This window comes from Candidatus Nitrosopelagicus brevis (assembly GCF_000812185.1).
GTDB classification, from domain to species: Archaea; Thermoproteota; Nitrososphaeria; order Nitrososphaerales; family Nitrosopumilaceae; genus Nitrosopelagicus; species Nitrosopelagicus brevis.
Genome location: NZ_CP007026.1, coordinates 984236 through 1009976, shown reverse-complemented (window position 1 = coordinate 1009976; position 25741 = coordinate 984236). Strand labels below are relative to the sequence as shown.

The following is a 25741-nucleotide window of genomic DNA, read 5'->3' as shown; positions in this document are numbered from 1 at the left end:
GCTCATAATGGCTAAAGCATATTACGTAAAATTTGAAACACCGGAAGAACTTGTTAGTCCGATCCTTGAAGCCCTAAGAGTATCTGCAACATCTGGTAAAGTTGTTAGAGGTACAAATGAGGCAACAAAAGCCATTGAACGTGGAATTAGTAAATTAATCATTATTGCAGAAGATGTAGAACCTCCAGAGGTTGTAGCACATCTTCCACTAATCTGTGAAGAACAAAAAGCAGCTTATGCATTTGTTCCAAGTAAACAAGAACTAGGAAAAGCTCTTGGAATTGATGTCACATCAGCTGCCGCTGCTATATTAGAATCCGGAGATGCATCACATATTGTCGATGAAGTTGTTGCATCCCTAGCTAAACTAAAAGGTGGCTCGACTGAACAATGAGTCAGCAAAAAGAATCTGAAGTTGACGTATTAACTCCTGCAGATATTATTCAAATCGTTGGAAGAACTGGAATTGCAGGAGAAGTTATCCAAGTTAGAGTTAAAGTTCGTGAAGGTAAAGACAAAGGTCGTGTTCTAACTAGAAATGTTAAAGGCTCACCTAGAGTTGGCGAAGTACTAATTTTACGTGAAACTGAACGTGAGGCAAAGAAATTACATTAGTGATTATCATGAGTCTGTTAGTAAAACCTTGTAGTTTTTGTGACCGTCCTGTAGCAAAGGGTACTGGAACAATGTTCGTTAAAAATGATGGAACTGTTCTTTGGTTCTGCTCTGCAAAATGTAAAAAAAATTACATGACTCTCAAAAGAGATCCTAGAAAATTCAAATGGACAAACAAATACGTTAAAGGCGGAATTAAACAGAAGAAGTAAATTGTCTGAACAAACATTATTCATTGTAAAACCTGATGGTGTACAAAGAAAATTAATTGGAGAAATAATTTCAAGATTTGAAAAAAAAGGTTTTACAATTTTAAAACTAAAGATGTTTACATTTACTAAAGAACTAGCAACTGAATTTTATTCAGTTCATAAAGATAAACCATTTTTTGGTGAATTACTAGAATACATGACATCTGGTCCAGTTGTTGTCACAGTTGTTGAAGGTAACAATGCTGTTGCTACAACAAGACAGATGGTTGGCGCAACAAAATCTTTTGAAGCTGAACCTGGTTCAATTCGCGGTGATTTTGGTTTAGGTTTCACTGAAAACATAATACATGCATCTGATTCAACAGAAAGCTTTGATAAGGAAGTAAGTGTGGTATTCAAGTGATTCACATTGCGTATAAGACAACCCATTGTGGCTGTATTAGGTCACGTTGATTCAGGGAAAACATCCCTTTTAGATAAAATTCGAGGAACCGGAGTACAAGGTAGAGAAGCTGGTGGTATAACTCAACATATTGGAGCGAGTTTCTTACCTGATGACATCATTCAAAAATTATGTGGTTCACTTTATGAAAAATTAGGTAACGCAGAAAATAAAGTACCTGGAATTTTAGTAATTGATACACCCGGACATGAGGTGTTCACAAATCTTCGAGCAAGAGGTGGTTCTGCTGCTGATATTGCAATATTAGTTGTTGATATCAATCGTGGTTTTCAGCCTCAAACGAATGAAAGTCTAAAAATTCTTGAAAGTCGTAAAGTACCATTCGTAGTTGCACTAAACAAAGTGGATATGATATCTGGTTGGCAGCAAACCGATGATGCATACATTTCTCAAGCAATAAAGAAACAGTCTCCTTCTATACAGACAAACATTGATGAGCAAATTTACAATGTTGTGGGGGCATTATCAATACTGGGTTATCAATCTGAAGCATTCTATAGAGTTCAAGATTTCAAAAAAGAAATATCCATTGTACCTGTAAGTGCTAGATCTGGTGTTGGAATACCTGAATTATTGGCCGTACTAGTTGGTTTGACACAACAATTCTTAAGTAAAAAATTGGAACAAGAAGAAAAACAAACACGTGGAATTGTTTTGGAAGTAAATGATGAGGTTGGATTAGGCCCAACAGCAAACATGATTCTAATTGATGGTCATCTTCAAAAAGATGACAATATTGTTCTAGCAAAGAGAGATTCTGTAATTATTACAAAACCTAAGGCTCTCTTGTTACCTAAACCTCTAGATGAAATGCGTGATCCGAGAGATAAATTCAAACCAATAGATGAGGTACAAGCCGCAGCAGGAATAAAAATTGCATCACCTGACCTTGACGGTGTTCTTCCAGGAACAACCGTTTATGCTTCTCCAAAACAAGAAATTGCAGAAGAGTTCAAAAAAACACTTGAATCTGAAATGGAATCTGTTTTTATTGATACAGAAACCACTGGTTTAATTTTAAAATGTGATACAATTGGTTCACTAGAAGCTATTACTGAAATGCTTAGAAGACAACAAATACCTATAGCAAAAGCTGACATCGGTCCTGTAACACGTAGAGATGTAATGCAAGCAAAAGCAATTAAAGATAAGGACCGTCATCTTGGAGTCATTTTGGCATTTAATGTCAAAGTATTTGATGATGCAAAAACCGAATGTGATGAAAGTCACATAAGAGTATTTGAGGATAAAGTAATCTATAGTTTAATTGATACTTATTCTCAGTGGGTAGATGATGACAAATCAGATCTTGAAAATTCTATTTTCAAAGAATTCACTCCGATATCAAAATTCACTTTTCTAAAAGGATATACTTTCCGTAACAATAACCCTGCTGTCTTTGGAATACGTGTTGATATCGGAACACTTAGACAAAAAATTGCATTTACAAATAAAAATGGAAAGAAAATTGGTAACATTCACTCACTAGAGGCAGACGGTAAAACTGTTCAAGAAGTTAAAACCGGTGAAGAAGTTGCATGTTCTGTACAAAATGTTACAATTGGAAGACAAATTAATGAAGAAGATGTATTTTACACCTTACCTACTCCATCAGAAGCAAAACAACTTTTGAAAAAATATGCTCATAAACTTTCTTCTGAAGAATTACAAACACTAAATGAAATTGTTAGTATTCAACGAGAAACTAATCCTGTCTATGGCTACTGATTTTCTGTAAACTTCTTACAAATCATGTGTATTCCAGGCTCTCCTACGGCTCCAACCATTTGATTTGCAATTTCACCATTTTTGAACATGATAAATGTTGGAATTGATTGAACGCCGTATTTCATTGCAATATCTTGAGCATTATCTACATTCACTCTTGCAAATCTAACTTGTTTGTATTTTTTTGCCATTCTTGTAAATATTGGGTGCATTGATTTACAAGGTCCACACCACTCAGCCCAAAAGTCTACTAGAAGTAAATCATTATTGCTAATTTCTTGGTTAAAATTTTGCGATGTCAATTCCATTACAGGTGTTTCATTTAGAATATTATTGATATTTTGTTGTTTTAGTAAATCTTCTAGTTGTTTTTTCTTAATATTTTCTAATTCTTCATCTTCCATAATTCATTATTTTATTTACAATATTTATTGTATTACAAATCAAGTAAATACTTCATCACGATTTTATCATCTTCTTTAATTTCCATTTCATGGAATGTAGGTGATTTTATTTCAACTTTGAATTCATGTTTTTTCAAATTTATTGCTTCACCAAAAACTTCTGCATGTATTTCGTAATTTTCATTTCTTAGAATATCTATTTCAATTCTTTTTCCAGCAAATCCATCTGTGATGGTTAAAATTATGATCTCTTCAAGCCAATTATATAACAAGTATTTGAGATCTTTTCCTTTAACTACTAACTTTCTACTATCTATCTCGTCGACTTTTGTGCTATCTAGAATTGTCTCTATTACAGAAATCCCTGCTATCTGAAATGCTTCTTTCAAATTATCTGCAGTAACCTCGATTATTGCGTCTGTTGCGTGCTCTAATGTTCTGTAACTCACTTCATATCCATGATATTCTATTATTAATTAGTTACAACTACAACAGCAAAGTCTAAATTCGTTGTTTCAATTTTTTTTGTAAATGGATCTACCAAGAGGAATGAAAGATTTTGAAAATATGGAAATTCAAAAAATTGAATATATCCGACAACATTTTATTGAAACTGCCAATACTTTTGGATTTGATTTAATGGAACCATCTCCAATTGAATTGATGTCAGTTATAGAAGCAAAAAGTGGACCTACAATTCGTGATGATGTTTATTTTTTCAATGATAAAGGAGACCGAGAAGTTTCATTAAGATTTGATTTTACAATTGGTCTAACACGATATATTGCTGGACAAAAATCAATGAAACTTCCAGCAAAAATCTCTGCGTTTGGAGGAGTGTGGCGATATGATGAACCACAGAAAGGAAGATATCGATTTTTCCATCAATGGGATATTGAAATATTTGGAAAACAAAATACTGAAACTGATGCAGAAATTATTGAGTTTACCTCAAAATTTTTCTCAAATCTTGGTCTTGAAAACATAGTTCTTAGTATCTCGCACAGAAAAATCACTCAATCATACATCTCATCAATTTTTGAATCTGAAAATTCCGAGGTTATTTCAGATATTCTTCGTGCTATAGATAAAATTCAGAAAAAATCTGAACAGGAAATCATATCTGAATATGAAAAAAAGGGATATTCTAAAGAAAAATTAGAAAAAATAATAGAATTTTCAAAATTGAAAGGATCTCCAGATGAAATATCTAAAAAATTCGATGTAACACAATTTGAAAACTGGACTGAACTTACATCTCTTTTTGAATCGTTAAAAAATCGCAATGTAAATAATATTCAAATTGATTTTGGAATTGTTCGTGGTCTTGATTATTATTCAGGAATAGTTTTTGAGGCTTTTGATAAAAACTTCGATATTGGTGCATTAGTCGGTGGTGGAAGATATGATAATTTGCCATCTGTTTTTGGTAGAGATGATCTTGGCGCTACAGGTGTTGCAGGTGGTGTTGAAAGGATAATACTTGCTTTGGAAAATCAAAATTCATCATTCTTACAAAAAACTAATCGTATTTCTGTTTTGTATGTAAATGAAGATGTGAAATCAAATGCCATGACGATTGCATCTATCTTAAGAGAGAATTCTATCCCCACTGATATTGATCTATCTGGTCGAGCATTAAAAAAACAAATGGAACAATCAACAAACTCAAAATTTGTTATAATTGTAGGTCCAGATGAACTTTCAAAAAATATGGTTGTTGTAAGAAATATGTCAGATAGAACTGAAAATAAAATTTTAATTTCTGAGTTATTAGAACATGTAAAAAAACTATTAATGTAAAAATGCTCTAGTGAGCATCATAATTTCTGGACCATTAGTTAGTGAACCAACTACAACTGAATTGTTATTTGCTAATATTCCGGATGATACAAATGGTATTCCTCCATTAATTGTAGCAGCTTCAATATTCCCGCCTAGTAAATTACTAATGGTCTTCATATCTTCCTCATCTGTTTCTGGATGAACCACAGTTCCTTTTTCTGATGTAGCCATGACTGCTCCAACCTGTTGAAATCCTGCAATTTTGGATTGTAATACTTCTATATCTAAAACATCCTGTATTTTTTGCAAATCCTCTTTTGGAATTAATGGTGACACAATTCCACCTTTGTTATTCACACTCATCATATTTCCAAGTGCATTATTCTTTACATCTAAGATTTCTACATTAAGATCTGTATTTTCCTTAAAGTGATTAAATTCTCCCTCTGAGCATGTGCTAGGCAAAAGCATGCCATGATTATTTACTACCATCAAAACCCCCAATACTCTGGCATTTGCAACTGAAACCTCTAATGGTTTGACTTCTAGGTATTCTGATAATTTTTCAGATTTCCCATCTGCAAATCCTCTTGGCAGAAAAATAAACTCATCATTTACTGTACTATAGATTCCAATATTTGGACCACTGTAAATGTCATATTTGATAATGTCCATGATGTCAGTTAACGTGAAAAGATATGAACGTAGATATTTTCAAAATATTTGTAAATCATGTTTAGTTCCCACTAATTTTATTTAGATTTAAATAATAACTCTACGATCTTAGAATAATGCCAATTAATGAAGACTTTTGCCACGGTGATAAGAAACCAATTGGTAAAATCATTGATGGTCCTTCTGGTAATTTCCATTGGGTTTGGCCATCACAAGCAGGTGAAGGACAAAATGAATGGGATGCATCCAAGAATGAACAAGTTTTAGCCGATTATGAAAAACGCGGCGAAAAAATGGAGAAACTTGGTATTACTGGAACAATGGTTGCAAATGATTGGGATGTTTGTGTTGCAGATGGTGCTTGTATTGAAGCATGCCCCGTGCAAGTTTTTCAATGGTATAGAACTGATAAGGATGTATCAGGAATTGACGCAGTAAAAGATACCACTGAATGGAAAGGTGTAGGTGAAACTGAAAAAGAAGAACGTCGCGATTTTACCGACAAAGCAGATGCTATAAGAGAACATGACTGTATCTATTGTATGGCATGTGTCTCAGTTTGTCCACCACAAGCTGTTCTTGTTGATCAATCTAACTTAGAAGCTCACGAGAAAGCAGCTGGAACTTTTGTGAAAATGGAATCTGGTTCAGAAAATCCTCACGCACACGATTAGATTTACTCTAAATTTTCACTTTCTCGTTTGATACTTACAAATTTTAAGCAGTATTTACCACCAATTTTTGCCGAGGTCGCCTAGCCTGGTAGGGCGCGGGCCTTGAGAGCCTGTGTTCGCAAGAACGCGGGGGTTCAAATCCCTCTCTCGGCGTTTTAATTTTGAAATTTATACTTGTATTATCTCATATTTTTCATGGGAGATGGAATTGGAGGACCAGTTGTAAGATGTATCTCTGGAAATGCATTTGAATTAGATGTGACTCATTATAGAAAAGATAATCAGGAACAGTATGGCAGAATTGAAAAAATCATAATATCTAAAATTGATAATCCTGAAAATCCTGAATACAAGGAAACAACTCTTGAAGATTTAGAGCGTGCATTAAAGGGAAAATTTGTCTCTTGTAATGTTCAATATAGAGATGAAAAAACTGATGCTCTTGTATGCAATGTATTTGTGCAAAAACCACCTGAGGGTTTTTAATTATTTAGAAAATTTACCTAATTCTGCTAGCATTGCTGATAATTGAATTTCTGGATTTGAACCAACTAAAATTCGATAATCATATTTTGCTATAATCTGTGATAACTCTTCCAGATTATCATATTTTGCAGAAAATAATGCTTGATTGATATATTTGAGAAAGTCTGATTCTGACATTCCATACACTTTGACCAGCTCAATCATTTTGTTTCTAGAATCTTGAATTTTTCCAGAAACTGCTAATTTTAAAACATCTTCTACATCATTTGTTTTTGTTAATCCTGCAGCTGCTTTCACGCTATCTTGAGTGATATCTCCTGTACTTGCAGCGGTTTGTAATAGATTGATTGCATGTCTAAGATCTCCTCCTGCATATCCTGCGATTTCTTTTAGACCTTTTTCATCAGCCTTACCTTTTTCTTTTTTTAATACAGCTTTTAGATGTGTGGTGATCTCTTTTTCATCAATTTGTGAAAATTTGAAAACTGCACATCTACTTTGAATTGGATTGATAATTTTTGAAATGTTATTTGCAATCAAAATAAATCTACAAAATTTTGCTGTGTCTTCTATAATTCTTCTCAATGCTGTTTGAGCATCTGACGTCATCTCATCTGCCTCATCTAAAATAATTATTTTAAATGGAATCTCTGTATCTAGTCCTGCAAATCGTGAGAATTTTTTCACTCTTTCTCTTACCATGTTGATTCCTCTTTCATCTGATGCATTCAGCTCTAGTGTGTAGTCTTTCCATTTGTCTCCCAAAATCTCTTGAGAAATACACAATGCCATCGTAGTCTTTCCAACTCCTGCAGAACCTGAAAAAAGTAAATGTGGCATCTCTTCTTGATTTTTGAGTAGTGCTGAAAGGCTACCTTTGATATCTTTCTGATTGACTATTTCTGAGATTTTCTTTGGTCTATACTTCTCTACCCACATAATATCTGAAATTGTCATAGTTGCAAACCCATTTTGTTATTAATAAATGCCTAGAAGGATCAAATGATCAAAGCTAATTGTTGAGAAAATTGATCGATCGCTGTCCATAAATCCCTGAAAGGTGTGTGATCAATATTGGAATTAGAAGATGTAATCAAAGTTCATTCGATAGGATATGGTCTAGAAGATGTTAAAGTCGAATTCAAACATGACCTAAAGATGGATGTATCTGGTGTACAGATAGACGGAAAAGAAAATGAAATGATGAATATTCCTAGATGGGTTGCTGATATTTTAGAATCAGAAAAACATGTAATTTTACATGAGCAAGATATGATTAAAGAATTAAAACAAGCAAAAGTTAAAGAAGATATTGCAGATGAAGATACACTTGCGACATTAGACAAACATTTTTACATTAAACTTCATGCATACATGAAAAAACTTGAAACTGTTGACTTTGATAAAGCTGAGAGTATGTTAAATCAATTAGTTAGAATACGTCAGGGTAAAATTGTCAGATTGGCAGATTCATCCAAACTTACATCTGACCTCTCGTCAAAACTTAGTGTAGAAGAAGAAGTATATTATAATCAGATACATAATGCTAGTCTTGCATTTAAAGAACAAATATTGGGTAAAAAGAAATGACACTTGAAACACAAACTGAATCTGCATTATCTGACTATGTAAAAAAATTCTTACTAGAGTTTAAGGATGAAAAAGGAAATTTCCGATATGTTGATGATATTGATAATATGATGCCATCAAAATCTAAATTTATCAATATTGATTATAACGATCTTGTATTACATCCTGACATTGAATCTGTTTTTGGTGAAAATCCTGATTCAATTCTTGAAGCATTCTCAAGAGCAATAAAGGAAATTTTACAAGAACGTTTTCCAAAATATGCAAAAAAAATTGAACATGAAATAAGAGCAAGAATTGCAAATTATCCTGTTCAGCGAAGTTTGCGTCAAATTAACGCTGAAGTTATTGGAAAAATTACTAGTGTTTCTGGAATGGTGTTAAGAGCATCTGAAGTAAAACCTCTTGCAAAAGAATTAGTTTTTGTCTGTCCAGAAGGACATAGAACTGATGTTCTACTTGGACATGGTTTATCTTTAACATCTCCTGTACAGTGTTCAAATCCAAAATGTACTCACAGAGAACTCGGTGTAGAGCCTGAATCAAGCCGTTTTATTGATGTACAATTTGTACGTTTACAAGAATTGCCTGAAGATCTTCCACCTGGACAGTTACCTCATTATCTTGATGTTACTGTAAAACAAGATTTGGTAGATAACGCACGACCTGGTGATAGAGTAGTTCTTACGGGAATAGTTAGAATCGAACAAGAGAAAATGAGTGGTGTATCAAAGAACAGTAGTCCTTTGTACCGATTAAGATTGGATGGAAATAATGTTGAATTTTTAGGTAGTAAAAAAGATAAAAAATCAAGAAGAATTCAAAGAGAGGAAATTTCACCTGAAGAAGAAAAAATGATTAAATCATTATCCAAAAGTCCTGATTTGTATCAACAATTGATTGACTCGTATGCTCCTCATATTACAGGGCATGAAATTATCAAAGAGTCAATTTTGTTACTAATGGCTGGTTCTACACAAAGGGAATTAGAAGATGGTAGTAAAATTAGAGGTGACATCAACGTTTTCCTAGTTGGTGATCCAGGTACTGCAAAAAGTGAGATGTTAAAATTCTGTGTTAGAGTAGCTCCTCGTGGTTTGTATACTTCTGGACGTGGTTCTACTGCAGCTGGTTTAACTGCAGCAGTTGTTAGAGACACAAATGGAATTTTCATGTTGGAAGCTGGCGCAACAGTGCTTGGTGATCAAGGTTTAGTTTGTATTGACGAATTTGATAAAATGAAAGCTGAAGATAGAAGTGCATTACACGAAGTTATGGAACAACAAACAGCAAGTATTTCTAAAGGAGGAATTGTTGCAACATTAAATGCTCGAACTTCAATTCTTGCAGCAGCAAATCCAATGTTTGGAAAATATGATCCTTTCAAAAATATTACAGAAAATGTTAATCTTCCAGTTCCATTACTAACAAGATTTGATTTAATTTTTGTAGTTCGTGACAAACCATCAAAAGAAAGAGATACACAAATTGCTAAACACATAATTAATTTACACACTCCAAGTGGAATTGATAAAAAATCACAAATTGATTCTGAAACATTAACCAAATATTTATCATATGTAAAAAGAATAAATCCAATCTTAACTAAGGAGGCTGAAGAAAAAATTCTTGATTATTATATGAAGATGAGAAATGTTGAGGCTGAAGAAATGATTACAGTCACGCCTAGACAATTAGAGGGTTTGATTAGATTGGCTACTGCAAGAGCACGTTTACTAATGAAAACTCAAGTTGAGGGTGATGATGCGCAACGTGCAATTGATCTATTACAAAGTATGTTTGAAGATGCAGGAATTGATGTTAATACTGGAAAAGTGGATCTTGGAGTATTACAAGGAAGACCTAGAAGTGAGGTATCAAAGATGCAGTTATTCATGGATGTAATGAAATCACTTGAAGGTGAACATAAAACCCCTGTAGAAGAAAAACAATTGGTAGAAGAATTAGCAAAGACTGAAAAGTTTACTGAAGAAGAAGCTAAAAACTTTATTCGAAAAATGGCTAGAGACTCATCTATTTATGAGTCAAAACCTGGTCATTATAACATAGTATGAAAATAAGTAAATTAGATCTAAAACCTGAAGTAATTGATTTTCTAACTTCTCAAGGGTATGAAAAACTATTTGAGCCACAAGAAGAAGCAGTAAAAGCTGGATTATTTGACGACAAGAAAAACATCTTAGTAACAATACCTACTGCAAGTGGAAAAACACTAATTGCAATGTTAGCAACTCTTTCTCATCTTTCAAAACATAAGACAAAAGTTGTTTATCTAACTCCTTTACGTGCCCTAACCAGTGAAAAATTTGAAGAATTTAAAAAATTAGAGAAATTTAATCTAGGTAGAAAAATAAAAGTTGCATTATCCACTGGAGATTCAAAAGAAAAAAAAGAGAAACTTGAAGATGCAGATGTAATATTTCTCACAAATGAAAGTATGGATGCAAATATGGCATTTCAACAAGATTGGATCTATGATATAGGTTTGGTAGTCTCTGATGAAATTCATTTGATTGGTGATGATACTAGAGGTCCAACATTAGAAATTGTTCTAACTAGACTTAGATCTGGATTTATTGGAAAAAATCCACCTAGAATAATTGGACTCAGTGCAACCATATCGAATAGTGATGAATTAGCGGATTGGTTAGATTGCGATTTAGTTGAGAGTACATTTAGACGAGTTCCATTATCTGAAGCCGTATACAGTAGACATATCATAACGAACCAAGACCGAGAAGAAACTGAAGGAAATCTCTCAAACGATCGTCAGGAATCTAGACATCAGAAAGATTGGATTGGTTTAGGATTGGATACTGTTGATGATGGAGATCAATGTTTGATATTTGCAATGACACGAAAAAATGCTGTAGCGTGGGCAAAGGAGGCTGGAAGAGATGTTGTAAAAATGCTTAATGAAAACCAAAAAAAAGAATTAGAAAAAATTTCAAAGAAAATTCTTCCAAAGGATAGTTATGATAATACAAAATTAACTACTGAATTGGCACAAATGGTGAAAAATGGTACTGCATTTCATCATGCAGGACTTGATCAAAGATGTCGTACAATAATTGAAACTGAATATAAAAATAGACATATAAAATTTTTAACTGCAACTCCTACTTTAGCTGCTGGTGTAAATCTGCCTGCGCGAAGAGTTGTAATTCCAAGTGTTATGAGATATACAAACAATGGTTTAGAAAAAATTAGTATTTTAGAATATAAACAAATGTGTGGAAGAGCTGGTAGACCCCAATATGATGATATGGGAGAATCAATAATCATTTCAAAAGGATATCCTGATGAAATATTAGAACATTATGTTGATGGTGAACCTGAACCATTAGAATCAAAAACTTTGGATGAAGATAGTTCATTAAGAATTAATTTACTTGGATTTATTTTTACAGCATCTAAATTTAAGCCAACATCTTATGAAAAAATAATTAAATTCTTTTCACAAACTTTTGCTGCATACCAACTATCAAATGATTCTGTGTTAGAAAAAAAGATAACAAAACAACTTGAAAAATTAAAAGAATATGGAATGATTACTGATGACAATGGTTTTGAACCTACAAAATTTGGTATTAGAGTTTTTTATTTAAGAATTGATCCAAAAACTGCCTTTGATATGACTGGTTATGTTGAAGATTATGTAAGAGGAACAAAACATACATTTGGAATATTGCATATGATTACAAATCTCCCAGAATTTTATTCACAGTTTCCAGTACCTGATAAATATCAAGAAGATATGGATGATTTAATTAATAAAAATGAAAAATTATACACACAACAAAAATTTTCAGACGAGGACTGCTTCAAAAGTTTGTTAATTCTTTACAAGTGGATTGATGCCATGACTTACCAAGATATGTCAGAACACTTTGATGCTGAACCTGGTGATATATTCTATATTAAAGAAAATGCAAAAGATTTGGTCTATACTTTTACTGAGATTGTTAAATTTTGGAGAGATCACGCTAAAGAAAATGAACAAAAAAAGATTGTATCTGAATACCAAAATCTCATTGACGAATCAGATCTACTCAGACTACAAGTAGTTCATGGTGTTCCAGAAAAATATCTTGAATTGGTAAAAATTAAACAAATTGGACGAGTTCGTGCTCAAATTTTATACAAAAATGGCTACAAAAACAAAACCACACTCAAAAAAGCGCCTCTTGAGAAATTAGCAGCAATAGATAAAATTGGTATGATTCTTGCAAAAAGTATCAAGTCTCAAGTAGAAAAAAAGGTCAAATAATTGGAACAACTAATAATCCCAGCAATAATTGCAATAGTCGTTGCATTTTTCTCTGTATATGGTTTGACACCTTTTGTAATTCGTGCTCTAGAAAAACGTAACATAACAGTAGTTGATGCAAACAAAAAAGAAAAAACAATGATTGCAAGACCTGGAGGCCTATCAATAATTGTTGGAATAGAATTATCATTGATAATTTTGTATGTATTTTTCCCTATCTCTGAAATACTAGCTGTTATTCTAACAACTTTCTTTGCGTTTATTGTTGGTCTTATTGATGACAAAAAAACTATGGGTGGTTGGTTTAAACCTCTTGCACTTGCATTCTGTGCAGCTCCAATACTCTTACTTGGTGCATATGATTCAAACTTGGACTTTCCATTATTTGGTTCGGTATCAATTCCATTACTTTACATGGCATTAGTTGTATTTATGATTCCAATCATGGGAAATACAATAAACTCAATTGATGTACTAAATGGTGTCGCAAGTGGATTTATAACAATTGCAAGTTTTGCATTATCAATATCCTTATTCATATTACAAAATTATGAAGTTGCAATTATTTCTCTTTGTTTAGCATTTTCATCATTAGCATTTTACAAATATCATAAATTTCCAAGTAAAATATTTCCTGGTGATTCAGGTGCAATAACATTTGGTGCTGCTTATGGTGCAATTGCTATAATTGGTAGTGTAGAAGTTATAGCTGCAATAGCAATACTTCCTGCAATCATTAATTCATTTTTGTTTCTTTCTAGTGTTAAGAAAGTTGTTGAACACCGTGAAATTAAAAATCCAACTTCTCATACTGATGATTGGAAATTAAAATCAACTTCTGAAAACCATGCTCCAATTACTTTAGTTAGATTATTAATTGCAAAAAAGCCACTATCTGAAAAACAAATAGGTACTGAAATCTTTAAACTTGCAATATTTTCTGGAATACTTGCAATAATTACTGCATTTATGATGGGAGTTAATGTCTAATGTCTCTTGCAATATTCTCATTCATTTTTGTAATGTGGATTTTAATTATTATTGGCGGTGGTTTGATGGTGCTTTTTGTAGGTCCCCTTTCATTTTCTGGTGATGGTAATTTGGATCCCCTCATAAATTCTGGTTTCAAAGTGCTAATTGCAATGATTCTGATTTTTATCTGGGTGTTTGCTTTGCTGAAAATCAAAAATTGGATATTTAGAAAAATCGTAAAACCATGAATTATTTCTGGTTCATTAGGTAATCTACTACTAATCTGACACCAAATCCTGTTGCACCGTGTGAATTGTAAGATTTACTTTTTGTAGATGGCTGTATCCATGCAGTTCCTGCAATATCGAAATGAACCCATGGTACGTTTCCTACCGCATTTGCTAAAAATGCTGCAGCTGTAATAGTTCCTGCAGCTCTTCCCATTCCAAGATTTCTAATATCTGCAACCTTTGATTTTACCATGTCCATATAATCATCATTTATTGGAAGTTCCCAAACTTCTTCTGATGTTTTTGCAGATGATGATTTCACCTTTGATGCAAGTTTTGCATTATTACTTACAATTCCTGCCACATTAGTTCCTAATGCTACAATGCAAGCTCCAGTTAGTGTTGCAAAATCCATTACTGAAGATGGTTGGAAATGTTTTATTCCATAAGCAAGTCCGTCTGCTAGAATCAATCTTCCTTCTGCATCTGTATTTAGAATCTCTGCAGTCTTTCCATTAAATAATTTGACAATATCTCCTGGTCTAAATGCATCTCCACTTGGCATATTTTCAACAGAAGGAACAATTGCTATCACATTGATTGGAAGTTTTAATTCTGAAATTGCTTTCATTACACCTAATACTGTACATCCTCCACATTTGTCAAACTTCATCTCATCCATCTTCTCTCCTGGCTTCAAAGAAATTCCACCTGTATCAAAAGTTACAGCCTTACCTACAAGTAAAATTGGTTTTTGCTCTTTCTTCCCATTTCTATATTCTAAAATTATGAATCTAGGTTCATTTTTACTTCCCTGTCCAACTGCTGTTACACCGCCCAGTCTTTTAGATTTTATTTCATTTTTTGAAAATACAGTACATTTCATTTTATTTTGATTTGCTATTTGTTTTGCAATTTCGCCTAATTTTGCTGGAGGACATTCATTTGGCGGAAGATTTGCAACATCTCTTGTAAACTTAACTGCATCAGATATTGTTATTGAATTCTTAATTATTTTTTGTGCATTTTTATCAGATGTCAATAGTGTTAAATCCGGTTCTTTTTTATTTGATTTTTCTTTTTTGTATAAATCAAAGTCATATAATGAAAGGTTTGCACCTTCTACAATTGCTGATACAACTTGATCATTTTTAATTGAAATCTTTTCTGGTGTGATAATTGTAAATTCCTTAATTCCTAATTCATGAATCTTTTTTGTAATATTTCCTGTAACATCTCTAATTACATCTGATGTTAATTTATTCTTCTTACCTAATCCTGCAATCAAGATTCTCTCTGATGAGATTTCTTTATGTGAATGAATAATTGCGATCTTACCTTTTTTTCCTTTTATCTCTTGTAATGATTGTGAAATTGTCTGATCTATTTTTTTATTGAATTTTCCTAATCCTATTGCAACGTTTGTATCTTCAATAGAAAATGCACATAAAATTGAGGTTTTCTTTTTTATTGAAAGGCCTGTTTCTGCTCTAACTCTCATATGTTTTTCTAAAATATACTTTTTTTATAGATTGCTTATTCTGATCTTTCTACTATGCGTAATTAAACTGGCTGAGCGGAAAAATACTGCAAGTGAGTCTTTACATCCAATATCACATGATTCTTGAATGCTTACTTTGTTGAATTTTCTTCCATGAACTCTCAAAATAGCTGATAACAGGGGAATTATCGCGGCTCTTCCTCCATATGCTGTTTCTTTATCAATAAACCAGAACATTTCTAATGCATCATCTTCTAGAATTTCTTTTCTAATTTTCCCTCCAAATTCGGTATAATGACCGATCATACGTAACTTCCCTTTTGCTAAGAAATTCATTAACTTGGCAAATTTTATACAAACATAGCATTTGTCATCATAAATCATGAGCGGTAGTGAATCGTGAAATTCCATACTTTTGATACGATCTTTGAAGATTAAAATTTTCGGAAATAGCTATTTATGTAATTCTGGCTATTTTTTGATGAGGACGATCATGTGTAAAATTAAAAGTATCAAATTGGTCAATAAATCAAAATGGGCCTAAATTACTATCAAATTAAAAAAAATGTTCTTCAAGCTAGAAAATTAGTTATTCGTGGAACCTCAATTGCTGGTTCAGGTCATCCTGGTGGTTCATTTTCCATGGCTGAAATCATGGGCTGCATTTTCTATAATCATTTAAAATTTGACCCAAAAAATCCTGAATGGGAAGATCGAGATAAGTTAATTTTATCAAAAGGTCATGCTTCTCCTGGTTTATTTTCAAACATGGCAGTAGCTGGATATTTTGAGGAATCACAATTAGATACATTGCGACAATTTGGAAGTAAATTACAAGGTCATCCTGATCTAAAATGTCCTGGTGTTGAATTTTGTGGTGGATCTTTAGGTATTGGATTGTCTTATTCAATTGGAAATGCATTGGCAGCAAAACTTGATCAAAAAGATACACACATTTTCACAGTAATGGGTGATGGTGAAAGTGACGAAGGTCAAGTTTGGGAAGCTGCAATGACTGCTGCAAAATACAATGTTGACAATCTAACACTAATTCTTGATAGAAATTTCATACAACAAGATTCTTACACTGAAAAAATCATGCCGCTTGATGAATCACTAGATGGTGATGAACTTTCTGAAATGTGGAAAGATGCTAGTAGATGGAAGACTGGTGATAAATGGCGTTCCTTTGGTTGGAATGTAATAGAAGTTGATGGTCATAGAATTGAACAAATTTCTGATGCACTTAACAGAGCAAAATCTGTTAAAGGCATGCCATCAATCATTATAGCTCGAACAATTAAAGGAAAAGCAGTTGAACACATGGAGGACAATCCACAATGGCATGGAAAGGCTCCACACCCTACACTTGTTCCTGTGATTAATGAGGAATTAGATTCACAATTTATGATTGCACCATCTATAATTGCAGGTGATATGACTAATCTGAAAAATGAAGTAAAACGATGTGATGATGGACGGGCTGATTACATCCATCTGGATGTAATGGATGGTCAATTTGTTCCAAATTCTACTTTTGATCATACAAAAATTAAAGAGCTAAGACCTCTAACTGTAATTCCATTTGATACACATCTTATGATTAATGAACCTGTTAGACAAATTCAAAATTATATTGATGCAGGAAGTGATATTGTAACTGTTCATGCTGAAGTTTGTGACGAATCAAGCTTTGGAGAAATACATGATTTGTTAAAATCAAACAAAGTTGGAGTTGGCTTGGCAATAAACCCTGATACATCCATGCCTGATTGGAGTAAAAAATTCATTTCTTCACTTGATCAAATCATAGTAATGTCTGTTGTTCCTGGAAAATCAGGGCAAAAATATATTGAAAACACACATGAAAAAACAAAAAACCTCATGATAAATTTGAAAGAAAACGGTTTTGCTGGGTACATAGAAGCTGATGGTGGAGTAACTCTAGATAATATTGGTCAATGCTTTGCAGATGGTGCACGTGTATTTGTTGGTGGTAGTGCTATAATTGGTCAAACTGATGTTCGATTAGTAATTAGAGAATTTAGAAATCAAGTATTAAGAACGAGACGAAAATTGTTAATTCAAAAAGCAAATGAACTCGGAGGTACTGAATTGGTTAACAAATGGATTGACTTGCATGTTATAGGCAAGAAAAAAGATGAATTACAACAAATAGCAACGGAGCTTGGATTTCAATGACTGATGAATTTGGTGATATGCGAACTGCATATGGAAAAGCATTAAATGAATTAGGTGAACAAGACAGAAATATTGTTGTTTTAGGTGCAGATACAACTGATTCATTAAAAACATCTGGATTTGGAAAAAATTTTCCTGATAGATTTTTTAACGTAGGAATAGCTGAAGCAAATTTAGTATCTGTTGCTGCAGGATTAGCTTATTCTGGAAAAACATCATTTGCAAGTACGTATGCAATATTTTTACCAGGACGATGTGTTGATCAAATAAGAAATTCAATTGCATATCCCTCAAGAGGAGAAAAAAAAGGCTTGAATGTAAAACTTGTAACTTCTCACGGTGGATTATCTGTTGGACCTGATGGTGGTTCTCATCAAACAATTGAAGATATTGCAATCATGCGCGTGATTCCAAACATGAAAGTTCTAATTCCTGCTGATGCTGTTGCTGTATCAAAACTAACAAAAAATATCGCACAAATTTATGGTCCATTTTACATGAGAATGGCAAGATCTAAAGTCCCAACTGTCTATTCTGATTCTCAAGAATTTGAAATTGGAAAAGGTATAACGCTAAGAGATGGAAATGATTGCACAATAGCTGCTACTGGAATTACAGTAAAGATGGCTTTAGATGCAGCTGATAAACTTCAACAAGCTGGTATTTCATGTAGAGTGATTGATTGTTTCACAATAAAACCAATTGACAAAGATATCTTAGAAAAAGCTGCACGAGAAACCGGTGGAATCGTTACCTGTGAAGAACATAATGTAATGGGCGGATTTGGTTCTGCTGTGACTGAAGTTGTTTCTGAGTCATATCCTGTTCCTATACGTAGAATTGGTGCACAGGACAAATTTGGTGAATCTGCTCGTGATAATGAAATTCCACAATTATTGGAAAAACATGGCATCACATCAATTAATATAGAAAAAACTGTCAAGGATATCCGTAGTAAACAATGAAAATTTTCCTCGATACAGCAAACATTGATGATATTAGAAAATACAACGATATGGGTTTGTTAGATGGAATTACCACAAACCCTTCTTTGCTTGCAAAGGAAGGTGGTGATCCACATGCTGCAATGGAAGAAATAACTAGAATAATCAAAGGTGATGTTAGTTTAGAAGTTGTAAGCACTGATTATGATGGAATGATGGAGGAAGGAAAAAAACTCCGAGAATATGGTGAACATGTTGTAGTAAAATGTCCAATGACCGGCGATGGACTAAAAGCTTGTAAGAGTTTTTCAGAACAGGGAATACCTGTTAATGTCACACTTGTATTTTCAGCAAACCAAGCTCTTCTTGCAGCAAAAGCAGGAGCCAAATATGTCAGTCCTTTCATTGGAAGACTAGATGATATTGGCCATACTGGTATGGACCTAATTAGAGAAATCAAACAAGTTTTCTCAAATTATGATTTTAAAACCGAAATTCTTGTTGCTAGCGTACGACATCCACAGCATGTTGTAGATGCTGCAAAAATTGGCGCTGATGTTGTAACTTTGCCTGCTGCGGTATTAGCTAAAATGCTCGGTCATTCATTAACTGATAAGGGTCTCAAAGCATTTCTTGCCGACTGGAATAAACTCCAGTCTGAGCTATCAAATAAAGCATAATTTTGATTAACACTTGACTGGTCTATTTAATAATCCACGACGTCGTCTTCGAACACTTGTTAAGAAAAAGAAATACGATGAGGCACTAGAATACGGACATGGAATTGAAAAAGGACTTGAACACGACCCTGATATTGCATTTATCATTGGAACAATCTATTACATCAAAGGTAATCCTGAAAAGACATTAGAGTATATGGATAAAACTCTAGAAATTGGAATGTTTGATCTTGATGCTTTAGCAATCAAAGCTAGTGTATATCTTAATCTAAAAAACAAAGAAAAAGTAATTGAGTGTTGCAATAAAATAAAAGAATTAGATCCAAAAAACAAATCTCTAATTGAGATTGAGGATGAGTTAAAGAAAATTTAAAAATAATAAATAGAATTGGAGAATCTACGCGTCGTAGATCATTAATTCTTTTTCTTCTAATGTGGAATGTAGGTTATGTACGGATCTATACACATCTGCTTCTTTTTTAGCCCCTGTGCATACAAGTTTGCCTGATGCAAACAATAGAATTACTGTTTTTGGATCAAGCATTCTGTGAATCAAACCTGGGAATTGTTCGGGTTCGTACATACTTCTTGGCAATTTTCTTGCTGCTTGTTCTAAGTGAATTTTGCCACCTAGATTAATTGCTGCAACAATATTTTGAACTGTAATGACTGCATCTTTCTTAATTTTGATACCTCCTTTACGTAATTGTTTTACAACTGTTTGAACAGCTTTTACTGCCATCTCTTCAGATTTTGCTCCGGTACATACCATTTTACCAGTTCTAAAAATTAGTGTAGCAGTTCTTGGACTTTCCAATCTGAATACTAATCCTGGAAATTGATCTGGGTGGTACTCGGTATCAGGAAATTTTTTAGTAATATCATTAAGATCTACTTTTTGATCAACTGACGCTGAAGCGACCACGTTTTCTACACTTACAATTGGTTTTGTCTGTGGCATTTCTACTCTTTTAAATACTCCCTTTATATATACATGGGTTTGATTTCAGTCTGATATTACAATTAATGACGGTTTATCCACATATACCGATGTTCTTCTTCAAAAAGATCTAATTTGACATCATTATTTTTTATCTCATCTGGATGAAATTCAAAGAAATTTAATTTTCCAAGATATTCTATAGGAACTCGTAATTTTTTTGGTTTTTCTAAAATAAATCCATACTTATTTTTTGTATTATCTGAAATTGAATAATGTTTTTTCTTGTCTGCTTTGAGTTCTTTATCTGAATCATATTTTTTAACATCTACTAAATTCACTTTACCAATTATGGCACCTGTAGTTACTGCTTTTGGTGAAATCTTCATTCGTTTACAATCATCTTCAAGTATATTTTTGGCAGCATGAACTAAAAACTCCCCTCGAAATTTTGTATTCCATTTTCGTAACTCAATTGTTTTTTTACCTTGAATAATTAATTCTGCAAATGGTTGACAAATTGAAAGACACTTCATAAATCTCTATTATTTAGATTATGTATAAAAATATCAGAATTGTGAGGCTTGTTCTATTATCTCTGACAAATCTTTGGTCTGACTCTCAGGAAGTCCTGTAATGCCTCCAGTTAGACTGTCAGTCTGAATTCCTTTGTCGGCTAGAACGTTTGCGGCCATTAGCGATGTTCTGCCTGCCATACAAACCATGAGTGATTTTCCTTGTGATTCTTGTAATGCTTGGTCAATTTCTTCAGGAACCTGCTGTCCAGATAGCAATTCTTGTGCTGTTCTGGCATTTGGAACTATAATCTTACTCTTATCGATTCCAAGAGATTTTGCCAATAATTCAATTCCTTCTTCTTTTGGGGTATATTGAGTATGAATCCATATCACTTTATCATAGTCATTTGCACTTGATGAAACATCTTGTTGTGATACTTGATTTGGTGTAATACTATTTCCAATCTTTTCAAAATTCTTTCTATATTTTCCAATTCCATCACAAATCATAACAACATAGTTTCCTCCATTATTGTATATCATTTGTAATGCTGCATAAAGTTCAAGAGCACTACTTTCTCCCATATCATGACCTTTGTCAACAAAGAATTTCAATAATGGTTTTGCTTGCTCAAAGTCAATTTGATGTTTACCTGCATATTTTTCTGGATCATAATATTTCAGACCATCTGCATTACCTACTGTTCTTATACCTGCAACATCTTGTTGGTCAGGAGGAAATATTACATGAACACCTTTCTTACCATACTTTTCATCAAAGTATCTACTTAGACCGCCAGATGTTCCACCTGTTCCAAATGTACAAACAATATTGAAATTTTCTAATGATTCTCCATTTTCATGTAATTGTTGATCAATTTCAACACCTGTTACAGTTCTATGTGCATCAACGTTAAGATCATTATCATACTGTTCTGGACAAAATAAATTGTAAATTTTTGCAAGGAATTTTGCTAAATTGATTATGTCTTTTTTAGCTAAAAGTGTTTCAATGTCTGCAATGTTATTATCAAAGGTTTCAGGTTCAAATCCAAGCTCAATCATTTGAGAACGAACATTTGCTGCAGTAGCTTTTGCAACCAACTCATCTTGTTTACTTTCCATTCCAGGTGCAGGACAAATGTCCATATCTAAATCCATAATTCGAATATTCCCATTTCTTAATTCTTTGAAAACTCCTTCCTGAAGTTTTCTTGATACAAGTGCAATTGCAGTTACGCCAATTTTTGATAATAATCCTAATGCAATTCCAAAGTTTCCTGAAGTGGCTTCAATTACAGTTGTTCCTGATGTAATCTTGCCAGTAGTTATTGCATCGTGAATAATGTTAACGGCTGGTCTTACCTTGATTGAGCCTGTTAGTAATGTGCCATCAAATTTTCCATAAACCTTGAAATCTTTTCCACTAATGTCCACATCGTATACTGTTTTTGCACATTCTTTCAAATCCTCAGTAAGATCAGTTAATGGTGTGGCATTAACAATCTCCACTTTGCCATCTTTTTCTTCTCTATGAGGAACTTTGGACCAAACTTCTTGTTCAAATTTTTCCATTAGTGCACTATCGGACATATGATTGCATAATTGAGGTTCAATTTAGAACTTTTGCAATTAGCTTAGCGTAATTAGGTAAGGGTAATTTTCGAGAAGTATTTTAACTCTAGAGAATAATGTACTGTATGAAAATATCTGCACCTTTAGTCAAAGCACTAAACAAGCAAATTGAAATGGAAGCAAACGCTGCAAATGCATATCTTTCTGCAGCATCATGGTGTGATATCACTGGTTATGATGGAGCTGCAAAATTTTTCCATGCTCAAGCACAAGAAGAGCATCAACATATGCTAAAATTTGTGAATTTTGTTAATGGCCAATGTATGAGCGCAATCATTCCTGGAGTAAAACAACCACCAAAAACTTACAAATCTTTAGAAGCAATATGTAAAATTGCACTATCAAATGAGCAGGGTGTCACAAAAGCGATAAACCACATGGTTGACTTGGCTACCAAAGATAAGGATCATAATACAATTACATTCTTGCAATTCTTTGTAAACGAACAGATTGAAGAAGAACAACAATTTGAAGACATACTTCAAAAATTCAATCTTATAGGCCGTGATAAACTTGCAATCTATGAAATCGATAAATTACTTGGTGGAATGACAACATCTCCAGCAAGTGATACTCAAAATTAGTTAGAATTTTTCCAATCTAATTGTTTTTTATCATATTCTTCTTTTGAATACATTTCTTTTGCTGGAACTCCGCCAACAACTGTATTTGCTGGTACATCTTTTGTTACTACTGCTCCCATTGCAACTACACTATTTTCTCCAATAGTTACTCCAGCTTTGATTACTGCTCGACTACCAATTATTGCATTATCTTTTATTGTAACTCCAATTAATTTTTCACTAGGTGGAAATGGATCATTTGTTAATGATGCTGATGGTCCAATGAAAACATTATTCCCAATTCTTGATAATGGTGGAATGTAAACTAGTCCCTCAATCATTGTGTTATTTCCAATCTTAACATCATAATCTACATGAGCAAGTGAGCCAATCTTCACACCATTTCCAATCTCTGTATCATCGCCCACATATGCAAAATGCCATATCTTTGTATTTTCTCCAATCTTTGCTTTTTCAGAAATAAAATTTTCAACCATTCTTATCACAAATGCCAAGGTTTTCCTTGTTTGATAATTTTTTCAGGAAGAGAATCTTTGTTTTTCTGAAGAAATTCATTTTCTTGTTTTTTATCTCTTAATTCATCTGGCAACATTACCGGAATCTCTTCAATGATGAGGAAATATCTTTCACATGTATCACAATAAATTGCTCCTTCTACTATCTCATCATTTTTTGTTTTAATTTCTATTAATTCCAAAGGATGCTTTTTACACATTGGACATGCCAAAATATCTAATAGTTTTCTCTTCATTTTATATCCAGATAAATTGGAATCCCTTTTTGACTAGATAAAAGAGCTGCTTCTGCAATCCTTGTTACATTTACTGCATGTTCGGACTTCACTCTTAACTCATTTTTACTCTCAATTGCATCAAGAAAGTTTCTAATTTCTAATGATAATGGTTCCTCTTTTTGTTTTGATGGAGTTTCTGTTCCTTTATCGGTCTCAATTCGTATTTCTTGTGTGATAAAATCTGAAAAAATCCGCCCATCAGTACATACTGCATTAAAGTTTCTCACTCTAGTTGGAGTAATCCAATTTGAAGAAATGGTGGCTATTCTACTATCTTTGAAACCAAGCATTATTGTTGCAAAATCTTCATGTTCATGATTAATTTGTCCTGACTTTGCAAACACAACTTGTGGTGTTTCATCAAAAAGCCACATTGCTGTATCAATGTCATGCACACTTGTATCATAAATTATTCCAACATCTTTGATATGTAATGGCATTCTATGTTCTCGATAAAATTCCAGTCTAATCAAATCACCAAATTTTTTTGTTTTAAGATATTCCTTAACATGAGCTACTGCTGGATTAAATCTTTCAATGTATCCGCATGTTAAAATGACCTTTTTCTTTTTAGCCTCTTCTACCAACCTTTCACCATCTTCTGAAAGATAGGTCATTGGTTTTTCAACAAAAACATGTTTCTTTTTTTCAATTAATTGTAATGCTAGTTCTGAATGAGTTGATGTAGGAGTACAAATGAATGCTGCATCAAATTCTTCATTTTCAAACAATTCTTCTAGAGTTTTATAGTAATTGACGTTATATTTTTCTCCAAATTCTTTTGCTCTTTCATAATTCATATCACAAATTGCTGATAATACTCCAAATTCCGATAAAACTCTACAATGATTCTTACCCCAACCACCTGTTCCAATTTGAATTACTTTCATTTTTAATACACGTTTGTTAACCATTTAGAAAATTTTTTGTTATTATTCATTACTATCTGGGTGTATGTATCCATAACTTGTTTTGTTACATCTCCGACTTTACCTTCTCCAATTTTTTTGGTTTCTATTTTAATTACAGGTGTTATTTCTGCTGCAGTTCCAGTTAGAAACACTTCATCTGCTTTTTTTAATTCATCTTTTGAGATTTCTCTAATTTTTGTTTTAATTTTTATTATTTTAGCAAATTCTAAAATTGATTTTCTTGTTATTCCGTCTAATGCTGATGATGAAAGTGGTGGTGTAATCAAAGTATTATTTTTTACAATAAAGATATTTTCTCCAGGCGCTTCACTCACTTTGTTATTTTTATCTAATAGAATTGCTTCATCAAATTTTCTTTTTTTTGCATCTTGCGTTGCCAGAATTGAATTTAGATAGTTACCTCCCATCTTTGCTTGTGTTGGGGTTGAACTATCGTTGAATTTCTTCCATTTTGAAATACATGCTGTAATCCCATTTTTATTAAATAAATCTCCAAATGGAAAACAAAAAATGACTGCATGTGTTGGTGCTTTTTTTGTTACGTGTAAATTAATTCCATATTGTCCTACAAAATAAAATGGTCTGATATAACATGAGGTTTTAATTTTATTTTTTTTACATAAATTAATTACCGCATCTTTGATCTCTTTATTTGAAAATCTTAATGTAATGTCATAAAATTTTCCTGAATTTCTGAATCTTCTAATATGTTCATCTAATCTGAAAATGTTTAATTCTTCTCCATTCCAATATGCTCTAATTCCTTCAAAAATTGATGTGCCATAATGAATTGCATGAGTTGTTACTGGTATCTTTGCATTACTGTGTTTAACGTATTTTCCGTCAAACCAAATTAATTCAGATATTGAACTCACAAAAAATTCTAG

General features: G+C 32.9%; 31 protein-coding genes and 1 tRNA gene. 18 read left to right on the top strand and 14 right to left on the bottom strand.

Annotated features, from left to right (window positions below; translation table 11 throughout):
• Positions 1-7 precede the first annotated feature (7 nt).
• Genes rpl7ae through infB form a run of 5 tightly spaced genes read left to right on the top strand, consistent with a single transcriptional unit; the run spans position 8 to position 3018 of the window.
• A complete protein-coding gene (gene rpl7ae / locus T478_RS06050) occupies positions 8-394 on the top strand; it encodes a 50S ribosomal protein L7Ae (protein WP_048106044.1) in 387 nt (128 codons plus the stop codon).
• On the top strand, positions 391-615 hold the full coding sequence (locus T478_RS06045) for a 30S ribosomal protein S28e (protein WP_048106042.1): 225 nt from the start codon (positions 391-393) through the stop codon (positions 613-615). Before rpl7ae ends, T478_RS06045 begins: the two co-directional genes overlap by 4 nt.
• An 8-nt stretch (positions 616-623) precedes the next feature.
• Positions 624-827 (top strand): 50S ribosomal protein L24e, encoded by a 204-nt coding sequence (locus T478_RS06040; RefSeq protein WP_048106035.1) that lies wholly within the window; start codon positions 624-626, stop codon positions 825-827.
• A gap of 1 nt (position 828) precedes the next feature.
• Positions 829-1230, top strand: a complete 402-nt coding sequence (gene ndk, locus T478_RS06035; protein WP_048106033.1) for a nucleoside-diphosphate kinase — start codon at positions 829-831, stop codon at positions 1228-1230.
• Positions 1231-1236: 6 nt separating this feature from the next.
• The gene (infB, locus tag T478_RS06030) at positions 1237-3018 is read left to right on the top strand and encodes a translation initiation factor IF-2 (RefSeq protein WP_082008741.1); all 1782 of its coding nucleotides are present in this window, start codon (positions 1237-1239) and stop codon (positions 3016-3018) included.
• On the opposite strand, the gene trxA is transcribed toward infB, so the two are convergent.
• Positions 3012-3422: a thioredoxin gene (gene trxA / locus T478_RS06025; RefSeq protein WP_342352448.1), complete on the bottom strand. Its 411-nt coding sequence runs from the start codon at positions 3420-3422 to the stop codon at positions 3012-3014. The genes infB and trxA overlap by 7 nt on opposite strands.
• Positions 3423-3454: 32 nt before the next feature.
• On the bottom strand, positions 3455-3871 hold the full coding sequence (locus T478_RS06020) for an archease (protein ID WP_048106027.1): 417 nt from the start codon (positions 3869-3871) through the stop codon (positions 3455-3457).
• Between the two features lie 82 nt (positions 3872-3953).
• On the opposite strand from T478_RS06020, the gene hisS reads away from it, so the two are divergent.
• The gene (gene hisS / locus T478_RS06015) at positions 3954-5225 is read left to right on the top strand and encodes a histidine--tRNA ligase (RefSeq protein ID WP_048106019.1); all 1272 of its coding nucleotides are present in this window, start codon (positions 3954-3956) and stop codon (positions 5223-5225) included.
• Here hisS and T478_RS06010 read toward each other — a convergent pair.
• Positions 5217-5882 (bottom strand): translation initiation factor IF-6, encoded by a 666-nt coding sequence (locus tag T478_RS06010; protein ID WP_048106017.1) that lies wholly within the window; start codon positions 5880-5882, stop codon positions 5217-5219. The two genes, hisS and T478_RS06010, sit on opposite strands and share 9 nt — an antisense overlap.
• Before the next feature lie 116 nt (positions 5883-5998).
• On the opposite strand from T478_RS06010, the gene T478_RS06005 reads away from it, so the two are divergent.
• From T478_RS06005 to T478_RS05995, 3 genes are all read left to right on the top strand, one after another.
• The gene (locus T478_RS06005) at positions 5999-6556 is read left to right on the top strand and encodes a 4Fe-4S dicluster domain-containing protein (RefSeq protein ID WP_048106015.1); all 558 of its coding nucleotides are present in this window, start codon (positions 5999-6001) and stop codon (positions 6554-6556) included.
• Between the two features lie 69 nt (positions 6557-6625).
• Positions 6626-6709 (top strand) — tRNA-Ser (locus tag T478_RS06000).
• Positions 6710-6751: 42 nt separating this feature from the next.
• On the top strand, positions 6752-7042 hold the full coding sequence (locus T478_RS05995) for a hypothetical protein (RefSeq protein WP_048106013.1): 291 nt from the start codon (positions 6752-6754) through the stop codon (positions 7040-7042).
• Here T478_RS05995 and T478_RS05990 read toward each other — a convergent pair whose 3' ends face one another.
• Positions 7043-7999, bottom strand: coding sequence for a replication factor C small subunit (locus T478_RS05990; RefSeq protein ID WP_048106011.1), 957 nt, complete (start codon positions 7997-7999; stop codon positions 7043-7045). It lies immediately after the preceding gene.
• Between the two features lie 117 nt (positions 8000-8116).
• Between T478_RS05990 and T478_RS05985 the strand changes: the two genes are divergently transcribed.
• The 4 genes from T478_RS05985 to T478_RS05970 are packed head-to-tail and all read left to right on the top strand — an operon-like array spanning position 8117 to position 13913.
• Positions 8117-8632, top strand: a complete 516-nt coding sequence (locus T478_RS05985; protein ID WP_048106010.1) for a DNA replication complex GINS family protein — start codon at positions 8117-8119, stop codon at positions 8630-8632.
• Positions 8629-10707, top strand: coding sequence for a minichromosome maintenance protein MCM (locus tag T478_RS05980; protein ID WP_048106007.1), 2079 nt, complete (start codon positions 8629-8631; stop codon positions 10705-10707). Before T478_RS05985 ends, T478_RS05980 begins: the two co-directional genes overlap by 4 nt.
• Positions 10704-12923, top strand: coding sequence for a DEAD/DEAH box helicase (locus tag T478_RS05975; protein WP_048106005.1), 2220 nt, complete (start codon positions 10704-10706; stop codon positions 12921-12923). The genes T478_RS05980 and T478_RS05975 overlap by 4 nt, the downstream gene beginning before the upstream one ends.
• Complete coding sequence (locus T478_RS05970) at positions 12924-13913, top strand: MraY family glycosyltransferase (protein WP_048106004.1); 990 nt, start codon at positions 12924-12926, stop codon at positions 13911-13913.
• On the opposite strand, the gene T478_RS07665 is transcribed toward T478_RS05970, so the two are convergent.
• The 3 genes from T478_RS07665 to T478_RS05955 all read right to left on the bottom strand — a co-directional run bounded on the left by T478_RS07665 (position 13903) and on the right by T478_RS05955 (position 16037).
• A complete protein-coding gene (locus tag T478_RS07665; RefSeq protein WP_160271577.1) occupies positions 13903-14052 on the bottom strand; it encodes a hypothetical protein in 150 nt (49 codons plus the stop codon). The genes T478_RS05970 and T478_RS07665 overlap by 11 nt on opposite strands.
• Before the next feature lie 92 nt (positions 14053-14144).
• Complete coding sequence (locus T478_RS05960; RefSeq protein WP_048106000.1) at positions 14145-15626, bottom strand: leucyl aminopeptidase; 1482 nt, start codon at positions 15624-15626, stop codon at positions 14145-14147.
• 24 nt (positions 15627-15650) lie between these two features.
• On the bottom strand, positions 15651-16037 hold the full coding sequence (locus tag T478_RS05955; protein WP_048105998.1) for a hypothetical protein: 387 nt from the start codon (positions 16035-16037) through the stop codon (positions 15651-15653).
• Between the two features lie 123 nt (positions 16038-16160).
• Between T478_RS05955 and T478_RS05950 the strand changes: the two genes are divergently transcribed.
• From T478_RS05950 to T478_RS05935, 4 genes are read left to right on the top strand one after another with little or no spacing between them, the layout of a single operon-like run.
• Entirely contained in the window at positions 16161-17828 is a 1668-nt protein-coding gene (locus T478_RS05950; RefSeq protein ID WP_048105993.1) for a ribulose-phosphate 3-epimerase, read from the top strand.
• The gene (locus tag T478_RS05945) at positions 17825-18793 is read left to right on the top strand and encodes a transketolase family protein (protein WP_048105991.1); all 969 of its coding nucleotides are present in this window, start codon (positions 17825-17827) and stop codon (positions 18791-18793) included. Before T478_RS05950 ends, T478_RS05945 begins: the two co-directional genes overlap by 4 nt.
• A complete protein-coding gene (fsa, locus tag T478_RS05940; RefSeq protein WP_048105989.1) occupies positions 18790-19452 on the top strand; it encodes a fructose-6-phosphate aldolase in 663 nt (220 codons plus the stop codon). Before T478_RS05945 ends, fsa begins: the two co-directional genes overlap by 4 nt.
• Positions 19453-19465: 13 nt before the next feature.
• Positions 19466-19825 (top strand): tetratricopeptide repeat protein, encoded by a 360-nt coding sequence (locus T478_RS05935; protein WP_048105987.1) that lies wholly within the window; start codon positions 19466-19468, stop codon positions 19823-19825.
• A gap of 24 nt (positions 19826-19849) precedes the next feature.
• Here T478_RS05935 and T478_RS05930 read toward each other — a convergent pair whose 3' ends face one another.
• The 3 genes from T478_RS05930 to T478_RS05920 form a co-directional block, all read right to left on the bottom strand.
• On the bottom strand, positions 19850-20413 hold the full coding sequence (locus T478_RS05930) for a TATA-box-binding protein (protein WP_048105986.1): 564 nt from the start codon (positions 20411-20413) through the stop codon (positions 19850-19852).
• A 62-nt stretch (positions 20414-20475) separates the two neighbouring features.
• On the bottom strand, positions 20476-20928 hold the full coding sequence (locus tag T478_RS05925) for an ASCH domain-containing protein (protein WP_048105982.1): 453 nt from the start codon (positions 20926-20928) through the stop codon (positions 20476-20478).
• A 33-nt stretch (positions 20929-20961) separates the two neighbouring features.
• Complete coding sequence (locus tag T478_RS05920) at positions 20962-22503, bottom strand: pyridoxal-phosphate dependent enzyme (protein ID WP_048105981.1); 1542 nt, start codon at positions 22501-22503, stop codon at positions 20962-20964.
• 107 nt (positions 22504-22610) lie between these two features.
• On the opposite strand from T478_RS05920, the gene T478_RS05915 reads away from it, so the two are divergent.
• Positions 22611-23129, top strand: a complete 519-nt coding sequence (locus tag T478_RS05915; RefSeq protein ID WP_048105979.1) for a ferritin — start codon at positions 22611-22613, stop codon at positions 23127-23129.
• On the opposite strand, the gene T478_RS05910 is transcribed toward T478_RS05915, so the two are convergent.
• The 4 genes from T478_RS05910 to T478_RS05895 are packed head-to-tail and all read right to left on the bottom strand — an operon-like array spanning position 23126 to position 25729.
• Positions 23126-23605, bottom strand: coding sequence for an acyltransferase (locus T478_RS05910; protein ID WP_048107023.1), 480 nt, complete (start codon positions 23603-23605; stop codon positions 23126-23128). The two genes, T478_RS05915 and T478_RS05910, sit on opposite strands and share 4 nt — an antisense overlap.
• A gap of 5 nt (positions 23606-23610) precedes the next feature.
• A complete protein-coding gene (locus T478_RS05905) occupies positions 23611-23880 on the bottom strand; it encodes a Trm112 family protein (protein ID WP_048105976.1) in 270 nt (89 codons plus the stop codon).
• Positions 23877-24812 (bottom strand): Gfo/Idh/MocA family protein, encoded by a 936-nt coding sequence (locus tag T478_RS05900; RefSeq protein WP_048107021.1) that lies wholly within the window; start codon positions 24810-24812, stop codon positions 23877-23879. Before T478_RS05900 ends, T478_RS05905 begins: the two co-directional genes overlap by 4 nt.
• Before the next feature lie 2 nt (positions 24813-24814).
• On the bottom strand, positions 24815-25729 hold the full coding sequence (locus T478_RS05895) for a branched-chain amino acid transaminase (protein WP_048105972.1): 915 nt from the start codon (positions 25727-25729) through the stop codon (positions 24815-24817).
• Positions 25730-25741: the final 12 nt, after the last annotated feature.